Annotated in this window: 25 protein-coding genes and 1 pseudogene; 25 read left to right on the forward strand and 1 reads right to left on the reverse strand. The window is 61.6% G+C overall.

Features of this window, described 5'->3' with window-relative positions; translation table 11 throughout:
- The first annotated feature begins 255 nt into the window (after window positions 1–255).
- The 10 genes from A7A09_RS13050 to rplP all read left to right on the forward strand — a co-directional run bounded on the left by A7A09_RS13050 (window position 256) and on the right by rplP (window position 7004).
- Entirely contained in the window at window positions 256–1932 is a 1677-nt protein-coding gene (locus tag A7A09_RS13050) for a Pycsar system effector family protein (protein ID WP_148043661.1), read from the forward strand.
- Between the two features lie 230 nt (window positions 1933–2162).
- Window positions 2163–2471, forward strand: a complete 309-nt coding sequence (gene rpsJ / locus A7A09_RS13055) for a 30S ribosomal protein S10 (RefSeq protein ID WP_042247848.1) — start codon at window positions 2163–2165, stop codon at window positions 2469–2471.
- Window positions 2472–2482: 11 nt separating this feature from the next.
- Entirely contained in the window at window positions 2483–3352 is an 870-nt protein-coding gene (gene rplC, locus A7A09_RS13060) for a 50S ribosomal protein L3 (protein ID WP_106691824.1), read from the forward strand.
- Window positions 3352–3972 (forward strand): 50S ribosomal protein L4, encoded by a 621-nt coding sequence (gene rplD / locus A7A09_RS13065; protein ID WP_106691825.1) that lies wholly within the window; start codon window positions 3352–3354, stop codon window positions 3970–3972. The genes rplC and rplD overlap by 1 nt, the downstream gene beginning before the upstream one ends.
- Window positions 3969–4265 (forward strand): 50S ribosomal protein L23, encoded by a 297-nt coding sequence (locus A7A09_RS13070; RefSeq protein WP_106691826.1) that lies wholly within the window; start codon window positions 3969–3971, stop codon window positions 4263–4265. Before rplD ends, A7A09_RS13070 begins: the two co-directional genes overlap by 4 nt.
- 95 nt (window positions 4266–4360) lie before the next feature.
- Complete coding sequence (gene rplB / locus A7A09_RS13075; protein WP_106691827.1) at window positions 4361–5200, forward strand: 50S ribosomal protein L2; 840 nt, start codon at window positions 4361–4363, stop codon at window positions 5198–5200.
- A gap of 3 nt (window positions 5201–5203) precedes the next feature.
- Window positions 5204–5482 carry a 30S ribosomal protein S19 gene (rpsS, locus tag A7A09_RS13080; RefSeq protein WP_076526684.1) on the forward strand — a complete coding sequence of 93 codons (279 nt, stop codon included), beginning with the start codon at window positions 5204–5206 and terminating at the stop codon, window positions 5480–5482.
- A gap of 5 nt (window positions 5483–5487) precedes the next feature.
- Window positions 5488–5868: a 50S ribosomal protein L22 gene (gene rplV, locus A7A09_RS13085; protein ID WP_106691828.1), complete on the forward strand. Its 381-nt coding sequence runs from the start codon at window positions 5488–5490 to the stop codon at window positions 5866–5868.
- A complete protein-coding gene (rpsC, locus tag A7A09_RS13090; RefSeq protein ID WP_106691829.1) occupies window positions 5868–6578 on the forward strand; it encodes a 30S ribosomal protein S3 in 711 nt (236 codons plus the stop codon). The genes rplV and rpsC overlap by 1 nt, the downstream gene beginning before the upstream one ends.
- A gap of 12 nt (window positions 6579–6590) precedes the next feature.
- Complete coding sequence (rplP, locus tag A7A09_RS13095) at window positions 6591–7004, forward strand: 50S ribosomal protein L16 (RefSeq protein ID WP_106691830.1); 414 nt, start codon at window positions 6591–6593, stop codon at window positions 7002–7004.
- Window positions 7005–7120: 116 nt separating this feature from the next.
- Here rplP and A7A09_RS13100 read toward each other — a convergent pair whose 3' ends face one another.
- Window positions 7121–8053, reverse strand: a complete 933-nt coding sequence (locus A7A09_RS13100) for a hypothetical protein (RefSeq protein WP_148043662.1) — start codon at window positions 8051–8053, stop codon at window positions 7121–7123.
- A 203-nt stretch (window positions 8054–8256) separates the two neighbouring features.
- Here A7A09_RS13100 and rpmC point away from each other — a divergent pair, with 203 nt between their 5' ends.
- The 15 genes and pseudogenes from rpmC to secY all read left to right on the forward strand — a co-directional run bounded on the left by rpmC (window position 8257) and on the right by secY (window position 15879).
- Window positions 8257–8463, forward strand: coding sequence for a 50S ribosomal protein L29 (gene rpmC, locus A7A09_RS13105; protein WP_106691832.1), 207 nt, complete (start codon window positions 8257–8259; stop codon window positions 8461–8463).
- A 12-nt stretch (window positions 8464–8475) separates the two neighbouring features.
- Complete coding sequence (gene rpsQ, locus A7A09_RS13110; RefSeq protein WP_106691833.1) at window positions 8476–8721, forward strand: 30S ribosomal protein S17; 246 nt, start codon at window positions 8476–8478, stop codon at window positions 8719–8721.
- Window positions 8722–8790: 69 nt separating this feature from the next.
- Window positions 8791–9159, forward strand: a complete 369-nt coding sequence (rplN, locus tag A7A09_RS13115) for a 50S ribosomal protein L14 (protein ID WP_089345713.1) — start codon at window positions 8791–8793, stop codon at window positions 9157–9159.
- Window positions 9159–9464, forward strand: coding sequence for a 50S ribosomal protein L24 (rplX, locus tag A7A09_RS13120; RefSeq protein WP_106691834.1), 306 nt, complete (start codon window positions 9159–9161; stop codon window positions 9462–9464). The genes rplN and rplX overlap by 1 nt, the downstream gene beginning before the upstream one ends.
- A complete protein-coding gene (gene rplE, locus A7A09_RS13125) occupies window positions 9464–10024 on the forward strand; it encodes a 50S ribosomal protein L5 (RefSeq protein WP_106691835.1) in 561 nt (186 codons plus the stop codon). Before rplX ends, rplE begins: the two co-directional genes overlap by 1 nt.
- A gap of 19 nt (window positions 10025–10043) precedes the next feature.
- Window positions 10044–10349, forward strand: a complete 306-nt coding sequence (gene rpsN / locus A7A09_RS13130; protein WP_106691836.1) for a 30S ribosomal protein S14 — start codon at window positions 10044–10046, stop codon at window positions 10347–10349.
- A gap of 10 nt (window positions 10350–10359) precedes the next feature.
- Window positions 10360–10758, forward strand: a complete 399-nt coding sequence (gene rpsH / locus A7A09_RS13135; protein WP_106691837.1) for a 30S ribosomal protein S8 — start codon at window positions 10360–10362, stop codon at window positions 10756–10758.
- A 12-nt stretch (window positions 10759–10770) separates the two neighbouring features.
- Window positions 10771–11303: pseudogene (gene rplF, locus A7A09_RS13140) on the forward strand (50S ribosomal protein L6).
- Between the two features lie 12 nt (window positions 11304–11315).
- Complete coding sequence (rplR, locus tag A7A09_RS13145) at window positions 11316–11675, forward strand: 50S ribosomal protein L18 (RefSeq protein ID WP_106691838.1); 360 nt, start codon at window positions 11316–11318, stop codon at window positions 11673–11675.
- 121 nt (window positions 11676–11796) lie between these two features.
- Window positions 11797–12375, forward strand: a complete 579-nt coding sequence (rpsE, locus tag A7A09_RS13150; protein ID WP_106691839.1) for a 30S ribosomal protein S5 — start codon at window positions 11797–11799, stop codon at window positions 12373–12375.
- Window positions 12376–12387: 12 nt separating this feature from the next.
- Window positions 12388–12582, forward strand: a complete 195-nt coding sequence (rpmD, locus tag A7A09_RS13155; RefSeq protein WP_106691840.1) for a 50S ribosomal protein L30 — start codon at window positions 12388–12390, stop codon at window positions 12580–12582.
- A gap of 132 nt (window positions 12583–12714) precedes the next feature.
- On the forward strand, window positions 12715–13131 hold the full coding sequence (locus A7A09_RS13160; RefSeq protein WP_106691841.1) for a hypothetical protein: 417 nt from the start codon (window positions 12715–12717) through the stop codon (window positions 13129–13131).
- A 20-nt stretch (window positions 13132–13151) separates the two neighbouring features.
- The gene (locus A7A09_RS13165) at window positions 13152–13784 is read left to right on the forward strand and encodes a hypothetical protein (RefSeq protein WP_106691842.1); all 633 of its coding nucleotides are present in this window, start codon (window positions 13152–13154) and stop codon (window positions 13782–13784) included.
- 149 nt (window positions 13785–13933) lie between these two features.
- The gene (gene rplO, locus A7A09_RS13170) at window positions 13934–14401 is read left to right on the forward strand and encodes a 50S ribosomal protein L15 (protein WP_106691843.1); all 468 of its coding nucleotides are present in this window, start codon (window positions 13934–13936) and stop codon (window positions 14399–14401) included.
- 107 nt (window positions 14402–14508) lie between these two features.
- Complete coding sequence (secY, locus tag A7A09_RS13175; protein WP_106691844.1) at window positions 14509–15879, forward strand: preprotein translocase subunit SecY; 1371 nt, start codon at window positions 14509–14511, stop codon at window positions 15877–15879.
- The last annotated feature ends 8 nt before the right edge of the window (window positions 15880–15887 follow it).

Consider the following 15887-nt stretch of genomic DNA (forward strand, 5'->3'; position numbering starts at 1 on the left):
TTTTTCGTCGGGATGGGCCTTGCCGCGATCATGAAAGGACGGCCGGGCCTTGATCCGTGCACGGAAGGCTGACCTGTTTGTTCATATTCTGCGGATATCGTGAAGCTTGCGGGTTCTTGCCGGACGACGACGGCCCCATCACCGCGACTTGCCTCGATCAGACAATGGCCGGTAAAAAGACTGACCCGGCATGACAGGCAAGGCCGGGCTAGTGTCTTGAACAAGTGTGGATTTTGTGGCGAAGCCGGAGGAATGATGAGCAAGAAGCCAAAAGGCAGGAAAGCAAGCGAGGGAATCGAGCCCGAATTCGTTCAGGACAGCGGACCGGCATCGGAGGAGGCGGATTCCGGCCAGGCCAGGAAGATCACGGGGGAAGACAAGCCCCTGGGGTCGCGCAAGGCCGTCGAGACCATGTTCCGCAATGCCAGCCGGGCCGAGCTTGACATCATTGCCCTGGCCGCCACCAAGGCGAATATCATGATCTCGCTGAACGGGCTGATCATTTCGGCGCTGATGATTTCGGGCGCGTTCATCTTTTCCTCGACGGCGGCCTTCCTGTTTCCGGCAACCGTGTTCCTTGTCACGGCGGCAGTTTCGATCGTCTTCGCCCTGCTTGCGGCTTCGCCCGAAAGGGCAGGGGTGTTCCCGGCGGTGAGGGACTGGCTGGTGGCGCTTTGGCGCCGGCAGGCGAAGCTGCGCGACCTGCGCGAATACCTTTCCCGGAACGATCATGCGCAGCGGGACCGGGAACTGAACCTGCTGATCTACGAGGACCGCGTTCTTCTGACGCGCGAGGAGCATTGGCAGCGGATGCAGGAATTGCTGCGCGATCAGACGGAAATCTATCATCAGATGAGCGATCAGCTGTATTGGCTGGGCCAGATGGCGAACCGCAAATTCAAGATGCTGAATATCTCCTACACGGTTTTCCGTTGGGGGCTTCTGGCCTCGGTGCTTGCCTTTATCAGTGTCAAATCGGCCATGGGGGTCTTCCCCGGCTTGTCGGGCAATTCCACGACACGGCTGCGCAATGTCGGGATCTCCGAATTCACCGATATCTACGAACCCTCGGCGGTGCAGCAGCTTGCCGATGGCCGGATACTGGTTGTCGAGGACGAGGCGGCGCGCGCCATGAGCCTGATGGATCTCGCCGCCGATGGCAGCCTGGTCGAAAATGCCGCGAATGACCTCAAGATCAACCGCGCAATCGGCCGCAAGATGAGCGATCTGGAGGGGCTGTCCATCGATGACGAGGGTTATGTCTACACGATCACCTCGCATTCGAAAAACAAGAAGGGAGAGCGCAAGCCCGATCGCGAGCAGCTTTTGCGCTTCAAGGTCGAGGGCAATTCGGTCGGTGACATCGGCAGCCATGTCTCGCTGCGCGATGACCTGGCCGCGGCAACGGAGCTCGGTTCGGCAATTCGCGACCTGAACGGCGAAGAGATCGATTTCGACCGGCTGAATATCGAGGGGCTGGCTTACTACAGGGAGACCGGGGACCTGATGATCGGCCTGAGGGAACCCATGGCCGGGGACAAATCCGTCATCCTGTCCATCACCAATCCCGAAGAGGTCTTCGAAAGCGGCACGGCACCGGATTTCGGTGCGCCGATCCTGCTGGACCTGCAGGGCGGAGGCGTCCGGGCGCTGAGCTATGATCCGGTGCTGAATACATTCCTGATCGTGAACGAGATCGAGGGCTACGAGAATAACCGCTATTCGCAGCTCTGGTCATGGGCGGGCGATCCGGCGGTTGCGCCAGAGCCGCTTGCGCTTCCCGACATCATCAATCTCAACAACGTGGAATCGATCGACTCGATCCTTGTCGATAATGAGCCGCATCTGCTGCTGATGAGCGACGAGGGCGATGAGAAGAAGAACCTGCCCGCGCGCTACATGATGCTGAAATACGATCAGATCGGCGGATAGGCGAGGCAGGGTTCCGCCCGGATTTCATGGTTTTCTGCTCTTGACTATCGGCATGGGATAGGGCACTACCCCCGCCATCGCAATCGGCTTCCGGTTTTATGGAAGAATCGATTGTCCAGGTGCGGGCCGTCATGGAATTTGACGGCCTGCGCTTTTTTACGGTTCGACGCAGCCAGGGCGTGGTGTTCTGTCTGCCTCTCAACTGGAACTCCCCATTCGAGGGATGTGACATGCAAAGCCAGAATATCCGCATCCGGTTGAAGGCCTTCGATTACCGCGTGCTGGACGCCAGCACCCAGGAAATCGTCAACACGGCCAAGCGCACCGGTGCGACCGTTCGCGGCCCGATTCCGCTGCCGAACAAGATCGAGAAATTCACCGTCCTGCGCGGTCCGCATATCGACAAGAAATCGCGTGACCAGTGGGAAATCCGCACGCATAAGCGTCTGCTGGATATCGTCGATCCGACGCCCCAGACCGTTGACGCCCTGATGAAACTCGACCTCGCCGCGGGCGTGGATGTCGAGATCAAGGTGTAAGGAGGGGTTCGATGCTACGTACCGGTATTATCGCCAAGAAGCTGGGCATGACCCGGCTGTTCCTCGAGGATGGCCGCCAGGTTCCGGTGACCGTCCTGCAACTGGACAATCTGCAAGTCGTGGACCAGCGCACGGTCGAGCGTGACGGCTACACTGCCGTTCAGCTCGGCGCAGGCGCTGCCAAGGCCAAGCGGACCACCGCCGCGATGCGCGGCCATTTCGCCAAGGCCTCGGTTGCGCCCAAGCGCAAGATCGCGGAATTCCGCGTGGCCGAGGAAAACCTGATCAATGTGGGTGAAGAGATCACCGCTGACCATTATTTCGCCGGTCAGTATGTGGACATCGCCGGCACCTCGATCGGTAAGGGTTTCGCAGGTGCGATGAAGCGGCATAATTTCGGCGGCCTGCGCGCCTCGCACGGCGTGTCGATCAGCCACCGCTCGCATGGTTCGACCGGCCAGTGCCAGGACCCCGGCAAGGTGTTCAAGGGCAAGAAGATGGCCGGCCATATGGGCGCCGCCCGCGTGACCACGCAGAACCTGCAGGTCGTGCGCACCGATGCCGATCGCGGCCTGATCATGGTCAAGGGCTCGGTTCCCGGTTCGAAAGGTGGCTGGGTCACGGTCAAGGACGCGGTCAAGAAGGCGCTGCCTGAAAACGCAATCTTCCCCGCTGCCCTGAAATCCGCTGCCGAAGAGGCCAAGCGCCTGGCCGAGGAAGCCGCCGCCGCCGCTGCCGCCGAGGAAGAAGCCGCCCGCAAGGCTGCCGAAGCCGAAGCTGCTGCCGCCGAAGAAGCCGCGCTGAAGGAGGCCGAGGCTTCCATCCAGGCCGAAGGTGGCGAGGCTGCATCTGACGACTCCGCGCCCGAAGGAGACAAGTGATGAAACTCGATGTGATCAAGCTGGACTCGGGCAAGGCCGGGTCGATCGATCTGAGCGACGAGGTCTTCGGGCTGGAACCGCGCGGCGATCTGCTGCAGCGTGTCGTTCGCTGGCAGCGTGCCAAGGCCCAGGCCGGGACCCATTCGGTGCTGACCAAGTCGGAGGTCAGCTACTCGACCAAGAAGATCTATCGCCAGAAGGGCACCGGCGGCGCTCGCCACGGCAGCCGCAAGGCACCGATCTTCCGCAAGGGTGGCGTCTACAAGGGGCCGACCCCGCGCAGCCACGCCTTTGACCTGCCCAAGAAGGTGCGGGCCCTGGGGCTGAAGCATGCGCTGTCGGCGAAAGCCACGGCCGGTGAACTCGTGGTCGTCGAGGATCTGAACCTCGCCGATGCCAAGACCGCCGTCGTCGCCAAGGCCGTCAAGGAAAACGGCTGGAAGCGCGTGCTGGTGATCGACGGTGCCGAGGTCAACGAAGGCTTCGCCCGCGCCGCGCGCAACATCGAGGGTGTGGATATCCTGCCGTCGATGGGCGCCAATGTCTATGACATCCTCAAGCGTGATACCCTGGTCATCACGCGGGCGGGTGTCGAAGCTCTGGAGGCTCGCCTGAAATGAGCGCGAAACCCGAACATTACGATGTGATCGTCAAGCCGGTCATCACCGAAAAGGCCACGCTGACCTCGGAAAACAACGGCGTTGTCTTCCAGGTGACGAATGACGCCACCAAGCCGCAGATCAAGGAAGCGGTCGAGGCGCTGTTCGGCGTCAAGGTGAAGGCGGTGAACACCACCATCACCAAGGGCAAGACCAAGCGTTTCCGCGGCCAGCTTGGCCGCCGGAGCGATGTGAAGAAGGCCTATGTGACCCTCGAGGAGGGGAACACTATCGACGTCTCGACGGGACTCTGATAGTAGGCTGCGAATCTGCGGCCCCGGATAACCGGGGCCGCGCGTTTTTTGATTGAAACGGACCATCTTGGTCCAAAGCGACGGAAGACAGAAAGATGGCATTGAAGTCGTATAAACCGACGACGCCTGGCCAGCGCGGGCTGGTTCTGATCGACCGTTCGGAGCTTTGGAAAGGTCGCCCGGTCAAGACTCTCACCGAGGGTTTGACGAAGAAGGGCGGACGGAACAACACCGGACGGATCACCATGCGCCGCAAGGGCGGCGGGGCAAAGCGCCTGTATCGCATCGTCGATTTCAAGCGCAACAAGTTCGACGTGACCGCGGTGGTCGAGCGGATCGAATACGATCCCAACCGGACCGCCTTCATCGCGCTGGTCTCTTACGAGGATGGCGAGCGCGCCTATATCCTCGCGCCGCAGCGTCTAGCCGTGGGCGACAAGATCATCGCCAGCAGCAAGGTTGACGTGAAGCCCGGCAACGCCATGCCCTTCAGCGGCATGCCGATCGGCACCATCGTCCATAATGTCGAGCTGAAGCCCGGCAAGGGCGGTCAGATCGCGCGTTCGGCCGGCACCTATGCGCAATTCGTGGGCCGCGACGGTGGCTATGCGCAGATCCGCCTGTCCTCGGGCGAGCTGCGGATGGTGCGTCAGGAATGCATGGCAACCATCGGCGCCGTGTCGAATGCCGACCATTCGAACCAGAATATCGGCAAGGCCGGCCGCAACCGCCACAAGGGCATCCGCCCCTCTGTCCGCGGTGTCGTCATGAACCCGATCGACCACCCGCATGGTGGTGGTGAGGGCCGCACCTCGGGTGGCCGCACGCCGGTGACGCCCTGGGGCAAGGACACCAAGGGCAAGAAGACCCGCAGCAACAAGTCGACCGACAAGTATATCCTGCGGTCGCGTCACGCGAAGAAGAAGGGGCGTTAAGTCATGGCACGTTCTGTATGGAAGGGCCCCTTTGTTGACGCCTATGTGCTCAAGAAAGCGGAAAAGGCCCGTGAGTCGGGGAAATCCGACGTCATCAAGATCTGGTCGCGTCGTTCGACCATCCTGCCGCAATTCGTCGGCCTCACTTTCGGCGTCTATAACGGGCACAAGCATATCCCCGTGAACGTCTCGGAAGACATGATCGGCCAGAAATTCGGTGAATACTCGCCCACCCGGACCTATTACGGTCACGCGGCGGACAAGAAAGCCAAGAGGAAGTAATCGTCATGGGTAAGGAAAAGAATCCGCGCCGCGTGGCGGAGAACGAGGCGATGGCGAAGACCAAGATGCTTCGCGTCTCGCCGCAGAAGCTGAATCTCGTCGCTGGCCTGATCCGCGGCAAGAAAGTCGATCGCGCCCTGTCCGATCTGACCTTCTCGCACAAGCGCATCGCGGGCGACGTGAAGAAATGCCTTCAGTCGGCCATCGCGAATGCCGAGAACAACCACGGGCTGGACGTCGACAACCTGATCGTCGCCGAAGCCTGGGTCGGCAAGAACCTGGTGATGAAGCGCGGCCGTCCGCGGGCCCGTGGCCGGTTCGGCAAGATCATGAAGCCGTTTTCGGAAATCACCATCAAGGTGCGCCAAGTCGAGGAGCAAGCGTAATGGGTCAGAAGGTCAACCCCATCGGGATGCGCCTCCAGGTCAACCGCACCTGGGATAGCCGCTGGTATGCAGACGACAAGGAATATGGCGATCTGCTTCTTGAAGACCTGAAAATCCGGGACTTCATCAAGAAAGAGGCCAAGCAGGCCGGTATCAGCCGCGTCATCATCGAGCGTCCGCACAAGAAGTGCCGCGTGACCATTCACGCCGCGCGTCCGGGTGTCATCATCGGCAAGAAGGGCGCCGATATCGAAACCCTGCGCAAGAAGCTGTCGAACTTCACCGGCAGCGAGCTGCATCTGAACATCGTCGAAGTGCGCAAGCCCGAGATCGATGCCGCGCTGGTCGCCGAGTCGATCGCGCAGCAGCTCGAACGCCGTGTCTCGTTCCGCCGCGCCATGAAGCGCTCGGTCCAGAACGCGATGCGCATGGGTGCCCTGGGTATTCGTGTGAATGTCGCGGGCCGTCTTGGCGGTGCCGAGATCGCGCGGACCGAATGGTATCGCGAAGGCCGTGTGCCTCTGCACACCCTGCGCGCCGACATGGATTACGCGCTGGCCGAAGCCTCGACCCCTTACGGGATCATCGGCGTCAAGGTGTGGATCTTCAAGGGCGAGATCATGGAACATGATCCGCAAGCCCGCGATCGTCGCGCAGCCGAGGCCCAGGAAGGTCCGGCTCCGCGCGGCCCGCGCCGCGACGCCCGGTAAGGAGAACAGAAAATGCTGCAGCCTAAACGGACGAAGTTCCGCAAACAGCACAAGGGCCGGATTCACGGCAACGCAAAGGGCGGGTTCGATATCAATTTCGGATCCTTCGCCCTGAAGGCCGCCGAGCCTCAGCGCGTCACCGCCCGCCAGATCGAAGCGGCCCGCCGCGCGATCACCCGCCACATGAAGCGTCAGGGCCGGGTCTGGATCCGGATCTTCCCGGATGTTCCGGTTTCCTCGAAGCCGACCGAAGTGCGGATGGGTAAAGGCAAGGGTTCGGTCGATTTCTGGGCCGCCCGCGTGCATCCCGGCCGGATCATGTTCGAGATCGACGGTGTCTCCGACACCATCGCCAAGGAGGCCCTGCGTCTCGGTGCGATGAAACTGCCGATCCAGACCCGCATCGTCGAGCGTCAGGACTGGTAAAAGGGTGGGGCGCTTCGCCGTCCCGCTTTCGGCTCAAGGATAAAGCCCCGGCGCGTTGCCGGGGCTTTTCCATTGGGAGCGGCTGCGGTGGTGACAGCACCACGTTTTGCCGATGATCAGGCGGGCAGGTTGACGAATTGCAGATCGCCCTCTGCGATCGATGGCGTGCCATCGAGCCACAAGGTCGCGTGCAGGACCGGATCCGTCTGTCCCTTTACGGCATAATGCAACGTGATACCGGTCGATGTCTCGTCTTCGGACTGGACGATATCATGGCCCAGATAGGTCGCCGCTTCGGCATGGGTTACCGGATCGATGGTCAGCTTGTCCTCGCCCGAGACGAAATCCGAAATGCGTCCAATATCGTTCGAGCGGGGTTCGTCCGAAGGGCCTTCGGTGCTACCCACGTCATTATTGCCGTAAAAATCGGCAAGAGAAATCAGTTCCTCGTCCAGCTCGACTGAAAGATCGAAGCTGTCACTGCCCTCTCCGCCCGACAGATCCGGGCCGTCGGCACCGTCGAACTCCAGTTGGGTGACGCCCTCAAGCTTGCCCACCTGCAAGACATCGTCGCCTTCGCCCCCGAAGAGCGACAGGTTGCCGAAATCGTAATATTCGCTATCGCTGGCGCTGATCGTGTCATTGCCGGCGTCGCCATGAATTTCCGTATCGGCGCCGTCGATCATCTGGATATGGTCGTTTCCGTCGCCGCCATGAATCTCGTTGCGATAGGAATAGCCGATATCGATCTCGTCATTCCCGGCGCCTGAGTCGATATTCCATTCGATTTCCTCACCCTCTTCGAAGCGGATCGTGTCGTCGCCATCCAGGCTGGACAGGGTGCCGTCCTCATCCGCTTCGGGATCGTAACTTGTGATCTCGTCGGCGCCATCGGTTCCTTCATGCAACTGGGGCTCAGGTCCCGGTTCCGGGGCGGGCTCTGGTTGCGGGTCCGAATGCTCGTCACCGTCGCTATCATCGTTGATGAAGAATATGCTTCCGACGAGTGCCGCGACAACGGATGCGCCGATCATAACAGTGGGTTCCAAGATCTGTACTCCGAACTAAATTACTAACATTGATACGGTAGAAGCATCGCATGAACCTGACAAGTTCGAAAACCTGGGCAAACCCTGTTGCAATATGCGTATCACGGGTGTATGGGCTGGCCTTCATCTCGAAACTCCACCGGGAATCAGGGTGGCCTTGGCAATCAAGGGCCCTCCGGTGATGTTGGAAAGGAACAAGCGCAATGGATGCGCAGGAACTGAAATCGAAGACCCCGGACCAGCTGCAAGAGCAGCTTGTCTCGCTGAAGAAGGAAGCGTTCAACCTGCGCTTCCAGCAGGCCACCGGCCAGCTCGAGAACACCGCCCGCATGCGCGCCGTGCGCCGTGACGTTGCGCGTGTGAGGACCATTCTGAACCAGAAAGCGGCAGAAGCCGCGGCATCGAACTAAGGAGGCTGGCTCATGCCCAAACGCATTCTGCAAGGCCGCGTGACCAGCGACAAGAACGATCAGACCGTGACCGTTCTGGTCGAGCGCCGCTACAAGCATCCGCTGCTGCACAAGACCGTACGGTCGTCCAAGAAATATCGCGCCCATGACGCGAATAACCAGTTCAAGATCGGGGATACCGTTCGCATTGCCGAATGTGCCCCGGTCTCGAAGACGAAACGCTGGACCGTCCTGACGGATGAGGCCGCTTCGGCGTAACCTCTTTACCAGAATTAATCGAAACCCTGGGGCCGGAAGAGCCGGTCCCCAAAGGTCGGGAGAAACCAAATGATCCAGATGCAGACCAATCTGGATGTCGCTGACAACTCCGGCGCGCGCCGGGTGCAGTGCATCAAGGTCCTGGGTGGTTCGCACCGTCGCTATGCGTCGGTGGGCGACATTATCGTCGTGTCCGTCAAGGAAGCCATCCCACGGGGCCGGGTCAAGAAGGGCGATGTGCGCAAGGCCGTCGTCGTTCGGACCGCCAAGGAAGTGAAGCGCGAGGACGGAACCTCGATCCGCTTCGACCGCAACGCCGCCGTTGTCCTGAACAACCAGGGCGAGCCGGTCGGCACCCGTATCTTCGGGCCGGTCGTGCGTGAGCTGCGTGCGAAGAACTTCATGAAGATCATCTCGCTTGCTCCGGAGGTGCTGTAATGGCTGCCAAGCTGAAAAAGGGCGACAAGGTCGTCGTGCTGGCCGGCAAGGACAAGGGCAAGCAGGGCGAGATCACCGCGGTGATGCCCAAGGACAACAAGGCCATCGTTGACGGCGTGAACATCGCGATCCGTCACCAGCGCCAGACCCAGGCAAGCCAGGGCGGCCGCGTGCCGAAGGCGATGCCGATCGACCTGTCGAACCTGGCTCTGATGGACAAGAACGGCAAAGCGACCCGCGTCGGCTTCCGCGAGGAAGACGGCAAGAAGGTCCGTTTCGCCAAGACCACGGGAGACGTGATCTGATGCTGGACGCTTCGAAATACACGCCGCGCCTCAAGGCGCTGTTCCGCGAGACGATCAAGCCCGCGCTCAAGGAAGAGTTCGCCTACAAGAACGACATGCAGATCCCGCGCCTGGACAAGATCGTCCTGAACATGGGCATCGGCGAGGCCGTCAAGGACACCAAGAAGGTGAAGCAGGGCGCCGAGGAACTGTCGCTGATCGCCGGTCAGAAGGCCGTGATCACCAAGGCGAAGAACTCGATCGCCGGCTTCCGTGTCCGCGAGGAGATGCCCCTGGGGGCCAAGGTGACGCTGCGCGGCGACCGGATGTATGAATTCCTCGACCGCCTGATCAATATCGCGCTGCCCCGCGTCCGCGACTTCCGCGGCGTCAAGGGCACTGCTTTCGACGGCTACGGCAACTATGCCATGGGCCTGAAAGAGCACATCGTGTTCCCGGAAATCAACTTCGACAAGGTCGACGAAGTTCTGGGGATGGACATCATCATCTGCACCACCGCGAAGACCGACGCGGAAGCGAAGTCGCTGTTGAAGCATTTCAACATGCCGTTCAGCAGCTGAATCGCGGAGGGAAGAAGATATGGCAAAGAAGTCGATGGTAGAGCGCGAAAAGAAGCGCGCGAAACTGGTTCAGAAATACGCCGCCAAGCGCGCCGAACTGAACGAGATCATCAAGGATCAGTCCCGCCCGATGGAAGAGCGGTTCAAGGCCACGCTGAAGCTGGCCGAACTGCCGCGGAATTCCTCGGCTACGCGTCTGCACAACCGCTGCCAGCTCAGCGGCCGTCCGCACGCGTATTACCGCAAACTGAAACTGTCGCGGATCGCGCTGCGCGAGCTTGGCTCGAACGGCTATATCCCCGGCATGGTCAAATCCAGCTGGTAAGGGGGCAGATATGTCGATGAACGATCCTCTCGGCGATATGCTGACCCGCATCCGCAATGCGCAGATGCGCGGCAAATCGACCGTGCGCACCCCGTCCTCCAAGCTGCGCGCTTGGGTTCTGGACGTGCTGAAAGCAGAAGGTTACATCCGCGGCTACGAGGAAGTGACCACCGATGCCGGCCATACGGAGCTGGAAATCGGCCTGAAATATTTCGACGGCACCCCGGTCATCCGGGAATTGTCGCGCGTATCGAAGCCGGGCCGCCGCGTTTATGCCGGTGCCCGGGAGATCCCGCAGGTCCGCCAGGGCCTCGGCGTTTCGATCGTGTCGACCCCGAAGGGCGTCATGTCTGATGCAGCGGCTCGCAACGCCAATGTCGGCGGCGAAGTCCTCTGCACGGTATTCTAAGGAGGGCAGCAGATGTCTCGGATTGGTAAGAAGCCGGTCGAACTGCCCAAGGGCGTGACGGCCGAGATCAAGGGCCAGACGATCGAGGTGAAGGGGCCCAAGGGCACCCGCAGCTTCACGGCGAATGACGATGTCGACCTGGCGCTGGAAGACGGCTCTGTTTCGGTCAAGCCTCGCGGCCTGTCCAAGCGGGCCCGCCAGCAATGGGGCATGACCCGCACCATGGTGGCGAACCTGGCGCAGGGCGTGTCGGAAGGCTTCAGGAAAGAGCTGGAAATCCAGGGCGTGGGTTACCGCGCGCAGATGCAGGGCAAGACCCTGAAACTGTCCCTGGGCTACAGCCACGAGGTGAATTTCGAACGCCCGAGGGCGTGACGATCACCGCCCCGAAGCAGACCGAAGTGGTTGTCGAAGGGATTGACCAGCAGCTGGTCGGCCAGGTTGCGGCGAATATCCGCGAGTGGCGTGCACCCGAGCCCTACAAGGGCAAGGGTATCCGCTACAAGGGCGAGTATATCCTCCGCAAGGAAGGCAAGAAGAAGTAAGGGGCGCGAGAAATGGCACTGAAAAAGCAAAAGCTGTTCCAGAAGCGCCGCTTGCGCGTAAGGAACAAATTGCGGGCGATGTCGAATGGCCGCCCGCGGATGTCGGTTCACCGTTCGTCCAAGAACATCTCGGTTCAGGTCATCGACGACCTGAATGGCGTGACCCTGGCCTCGGCCAGCACGCTGGAGAAGGATCTGGGCGTCGTGGGCAAGAACAATGTCGAGGCTGCCGCCAAGATCGGTGCGGCGATTGCCGAACGTGCGAAGAAGGCCGGGGTGGAAGACGTCGTCTTCGACCGTGGCGGCTTCCTGTTCCACGGTAAAGTCAAGGCCCTGGCCGACGCTGCCCGCGAAGGCGGGTTGAAGTTCTGATCCCTGCGGGTGGCGGCTGCGCCACCCCGATGATCCGGGAGCAAGGGGCCAACTGGCCGAAAGGCTCACCTGGATTGACGATAACGGCGCAATTTTGCGCCAGCTTGATAAGGAAAGCCGTATGGCAGAACGTGAAAATCGTCGGGGCCGCCGCGAAGACCGCGACGAAACCCCGGAATTCGCCGATCGTCTCGTGGCGATCAACCGCGTGTCGAAAACCGTCAAGGGGGGCAAGCGCTTCGGCTTTGCCGCTCTGGTGGTGGTCGGCGACCAGCGGGGCCGTGTCGGCTTCGGCAAGGGCAAGGCCAAGGAAGTCCCCGAGGCGATCCGCAAGGCAACTGAGCAGGCCAAGCGCGGCCTGATCCGCGTGCCGCTGCGCGAAGGCCGCACCTTGCACCACGACATCGAGGGCCGTCATGGCGCCGGCAAGGTCGTGATGCGGACGGCCGTTCCCGGTACCGGGATCATCGCCGGTGGTCCGATGCGCGCCGTGTTCGAGATGCTGGGCGTGCAGGACGTCGTGGCCAAGTCACTGGGGTCGCAAAACCCCTATAACATGATCCGCGCCACGCTGGACGGGCTGAAGAACAACAACAGCCCCCGTTCGGTCGCGCAGCGCCGTGGCAAGAAGGTGGCGGATATCCTGCCTTCGAACGACAAGCCGGCCGAGGCACCCGCCGAAGCTTCGGCTGAAGCGTAAGGAGGCAAGGACATGGCCAAGAAGAAAACCATCGTCGTCAAGCAGATCGGTTCGCCGATCCGCCGCCCGGCCAGCCAGCGCGCGACGCTGAAAGGCCTGGGCCTGAACAAGATGCACCGCACCCGCGAGCTGGAGGATACTCCGGCGGTTCGCGGCATGGTCGCCAAGATCCCGCATCTCGCGGTGATCGTGGAAGAGCGCGGCTGATCATCCTGATCGGTTGACAGAAAAGCGGCGCCCCGGATTCCGGGGCGCCTTTTCGTTTTTGCGCAGGCAACGGGAACGCGCTATCGTCCCGATTTTTACCACCCGATTTTCAGGCGATGCCGGAGGTCACATATGCCGGAAGACAAGATATCCGCTGCCCGGCGCGATTTCAGCAAGGGCATGGCGAACTCCGCGACGGACGGGCTCGCCCCGCTTTTCGGCGCGGGTGGGATCGCGGCCGATATCATGCCGTTCAACGAGATCGACCTGCATAACTGGCTCCATGCGAAAGTCGCCATTGCGGATCATGCCCGGCACCGGGCCCGCTGGTTCGGCGGGCGTTGGTACAACTGCATGATCAGCGAGGACCCGGACAGGATTTCCGTCTCGGGGGCAAGGCTGCGCCAGTTGCTCGCACTTCTGGAACAGGAGCCGCCCGCGCAGGTTGCATCAAGAAGTTATTATCCGCTTCGGATCGAACATGCGCGCAAATGCCTTGCCGTTCTGCGCGACAGGTTGCAGAGAACTGGCCCCAAGGGGCAGGCATAACGGCATTCAGGAGGCTTCCATTGCTGGTCGGTATCGGACATCCCCGCTGCGGAACGGGTTTCACGGCGGCATTGCTGCGCTCGGGCGGGGTGCAGGTCGAGCATGAGAAGATCGGCAAGGAAGGGATCGTGTCCTGGATGGCCCTGTCGGGGCGGGAGAGCGTTCCCTGGGGCCATGCCATCGGCCCGCTCACCGAGGAGTTCAGGCTGTTCTGCGTTGCGCGGTCCCCGCTTGCGGCGATTGGCTCGATCCTGCCCGAGAACAACAACCGCCGCTCGATCGGCTGGCGCGCCATGGTCATCTGGGAAAAGCTCGGCATCGACATCTTCAGCCGTTCCGAAGTGCCGCAGACCGGTCTTGGTCTCGCTTTTGCCAGCTATGCCTACTGGTATCGGATGGCGCTGGACTTGCGTCCCGGGATCATCTTCCGCGTGGACCGGCAAGAGGATGACGCTGGCCTCGCCGCCTTCGTCGGCCAGCCGCTGCAGCGCGGCTCGGGGATCGAGACGAACTCGCGCCCGCATATCCGCCGGGATGACTGGCGCATCGAAGAGCTGTCGGATTTCCCCCGGCCCTTGCTCTATACGGCGATCGATGTCGCCGATGCCCTGGGATACCCGGAAGACGCAGGGGTCATTTCGGCCCGGATGTGAGCCGGGTCAGGAGATGTTGCGGCCTTGACCCGCGCCGCACCATCCGCTACGCACCCGCGGTGCCCATCTCATGGGCCGACTCGATAACCAAGAAATGCCGTGTCCGTCCTGTATCGCTTCGGGGATGTGTCCGGCTTAGGAGAAGCGACATGAAACTGCATGAAATCCGCGATAACGAAGGCGCGAACCCGACCAAGAAGCGCGTGGCGCGTGGTCCCGGTTCGGGCAAGGGCAAGACCGCTGGCCGTGGTATCAAGGGCCAGAAATCGCGTTCGGGCGTGGCCCTGAACGGTTACGAAGGCGGCCAGATGCCGCTTTATCGCCGCCTGCCCAAGCGCGGCTTCACCAAGCCCAACGCGCTGAAATTCGCCGTCATCAACCTTGGCCAGCTGCAAAGCTTCGTCGATGCGGGCAAGCTGGACGCCAAGGCCGATGTGACCGAGGATGCGCTGGTTGCCGCTGGCGTCGTGCGCCGCAAGCTGGACGGTGTCCGGCTGCTGGGCAAGGGCGAGCTGAAGGCCAAGCTGAACATCACCGTTACCGGCGCGTCGAAATCGGCGGTCGAGGCGGTCGAAAAGGCGGGCGGCAAGGTGACGCTGCCGGCAGCGGCGGAATAAGCTGTTGAACGGGGCGCCCGCGCCTCATAGATAGCAAACAGGTTTTCCAGGCGCCGCCGGACCCCGGAAACGGATCGGCGGCGCTGTCATGACACGGGACGGAAAATATGGCGTCAGCCGCAGAACAGATGGCCGCGAACCTCTCTTGGGGGGCATTGGGCAAGGCCACGGAACTTCGCCAGCGAATCTGGTTCACGATCGGCCTGCTGATCATCTACCGCCTCGGCACCTATATTCCCGTGCCGGGCATCGACGGCGCCGCGCTGCGCAACTTCATGGAACAGGCCCAATCGGGCATCGGCGGCATCCTGTCGATGTTCACGGGTGGCGCGCTCGGGCGCATGGGCGTCTTTGCGCTTGGCATCATGCCCTATATCTCGGCCTCGATCATCGTGCAGCTCATGGCATCCATGGTGCCCGCGCTCGAACAGCTCAAGAAAGAGGGCGAGCAGGGCCGCAAGAAGATCAACCAGTATACCCGCTACGGCACGGTGCTGCTGGCGCTGTTCCAGGCTTACGGCCTTGCGCGCAGCCTCGAGGCAGGCGGACTGGCCCATGATCCGGGCCTGTTCTTCCAGGCATCGGTGGTCATCACCCTGGTCGGCGGTACGATGTTCCTGATGTGGCTGGGCGAGCAGATCACCGCGCGCGGCATCGGCAACGGCATCTCGCTGATCATCTTCGTGGGCATCGTGGCCGAGATCCCGGCGGCGCTGGCGAATTTCTTCGCGCAGGGCCGGTCGGGCGCGATCTCGACTCCGGTTGTTCTGGGCGTGATCGTCATGGTCATCGCGGTGATCGGCTTCGTCGTGTTCATGGAACGCGCGCTGCGCAAGATCCGCATCCAGTATCCGCGACGCCAGGTCGGCATGAAGGTCTATGACGGCCAATCCAGCCACCTGCCGATCAAGGTCAACCCGGCGGGTGTCATCCCGGCGATCTTCGCCAGCTCGCTGCTGCTGCTGCCGATCACCATCTCGACCTTCTCGGGGAACCAGACCGGGCCGATCATGTCCACGATCCTGGCCTATTTCGGGCCGGGCCAGCCGCTCTACCTGGTGTTCTTCGCGGCGATGATCGTCTTCTTCGCCTATTTCTACACCCAGAACGTGTCCTTCAAATCCGACGACGTGGCCGAGAACCTGAAGAACCAGGGCGGCTTCATTCCGGGCATCCGGCCGGGCAAGCGGACCGAGGAATACCTGGATTACGTCGTCAACCGCGTGCTGGTCATCGGCTCGGCCTATCTGGCCGCCGTCTGCCTGCTGCCCGAGATCCTGCGTCATCAATGGTCGGTGCCGTTCTATTTCGGCGGCACCTCGGTGCTGATCGTGGTTTCGGTGACGATGGACACGATCAACCAGGTCCAGAGCCATCTGCTGGCGCATCAGTATGAAGGTCTGATTGAGAAATCCCAACTGCGTGGTAAACGTAAATCGGGAAGCGGGAAATTGCGCAAGGCGCCGTCGCGGCGCTGAGCTGACCA

It is taken from the genome of Paracoccus methylarcula, assembly GCF_003007735.2.
In the GTDB taxonomy this organism is placed as follows: Bacteria; Pseudomonadota; Alphaproteobacteria; order Rhodobacterales; family Rhodobacteraceae; genus Paracoccus; species Paracoccus methylarcula.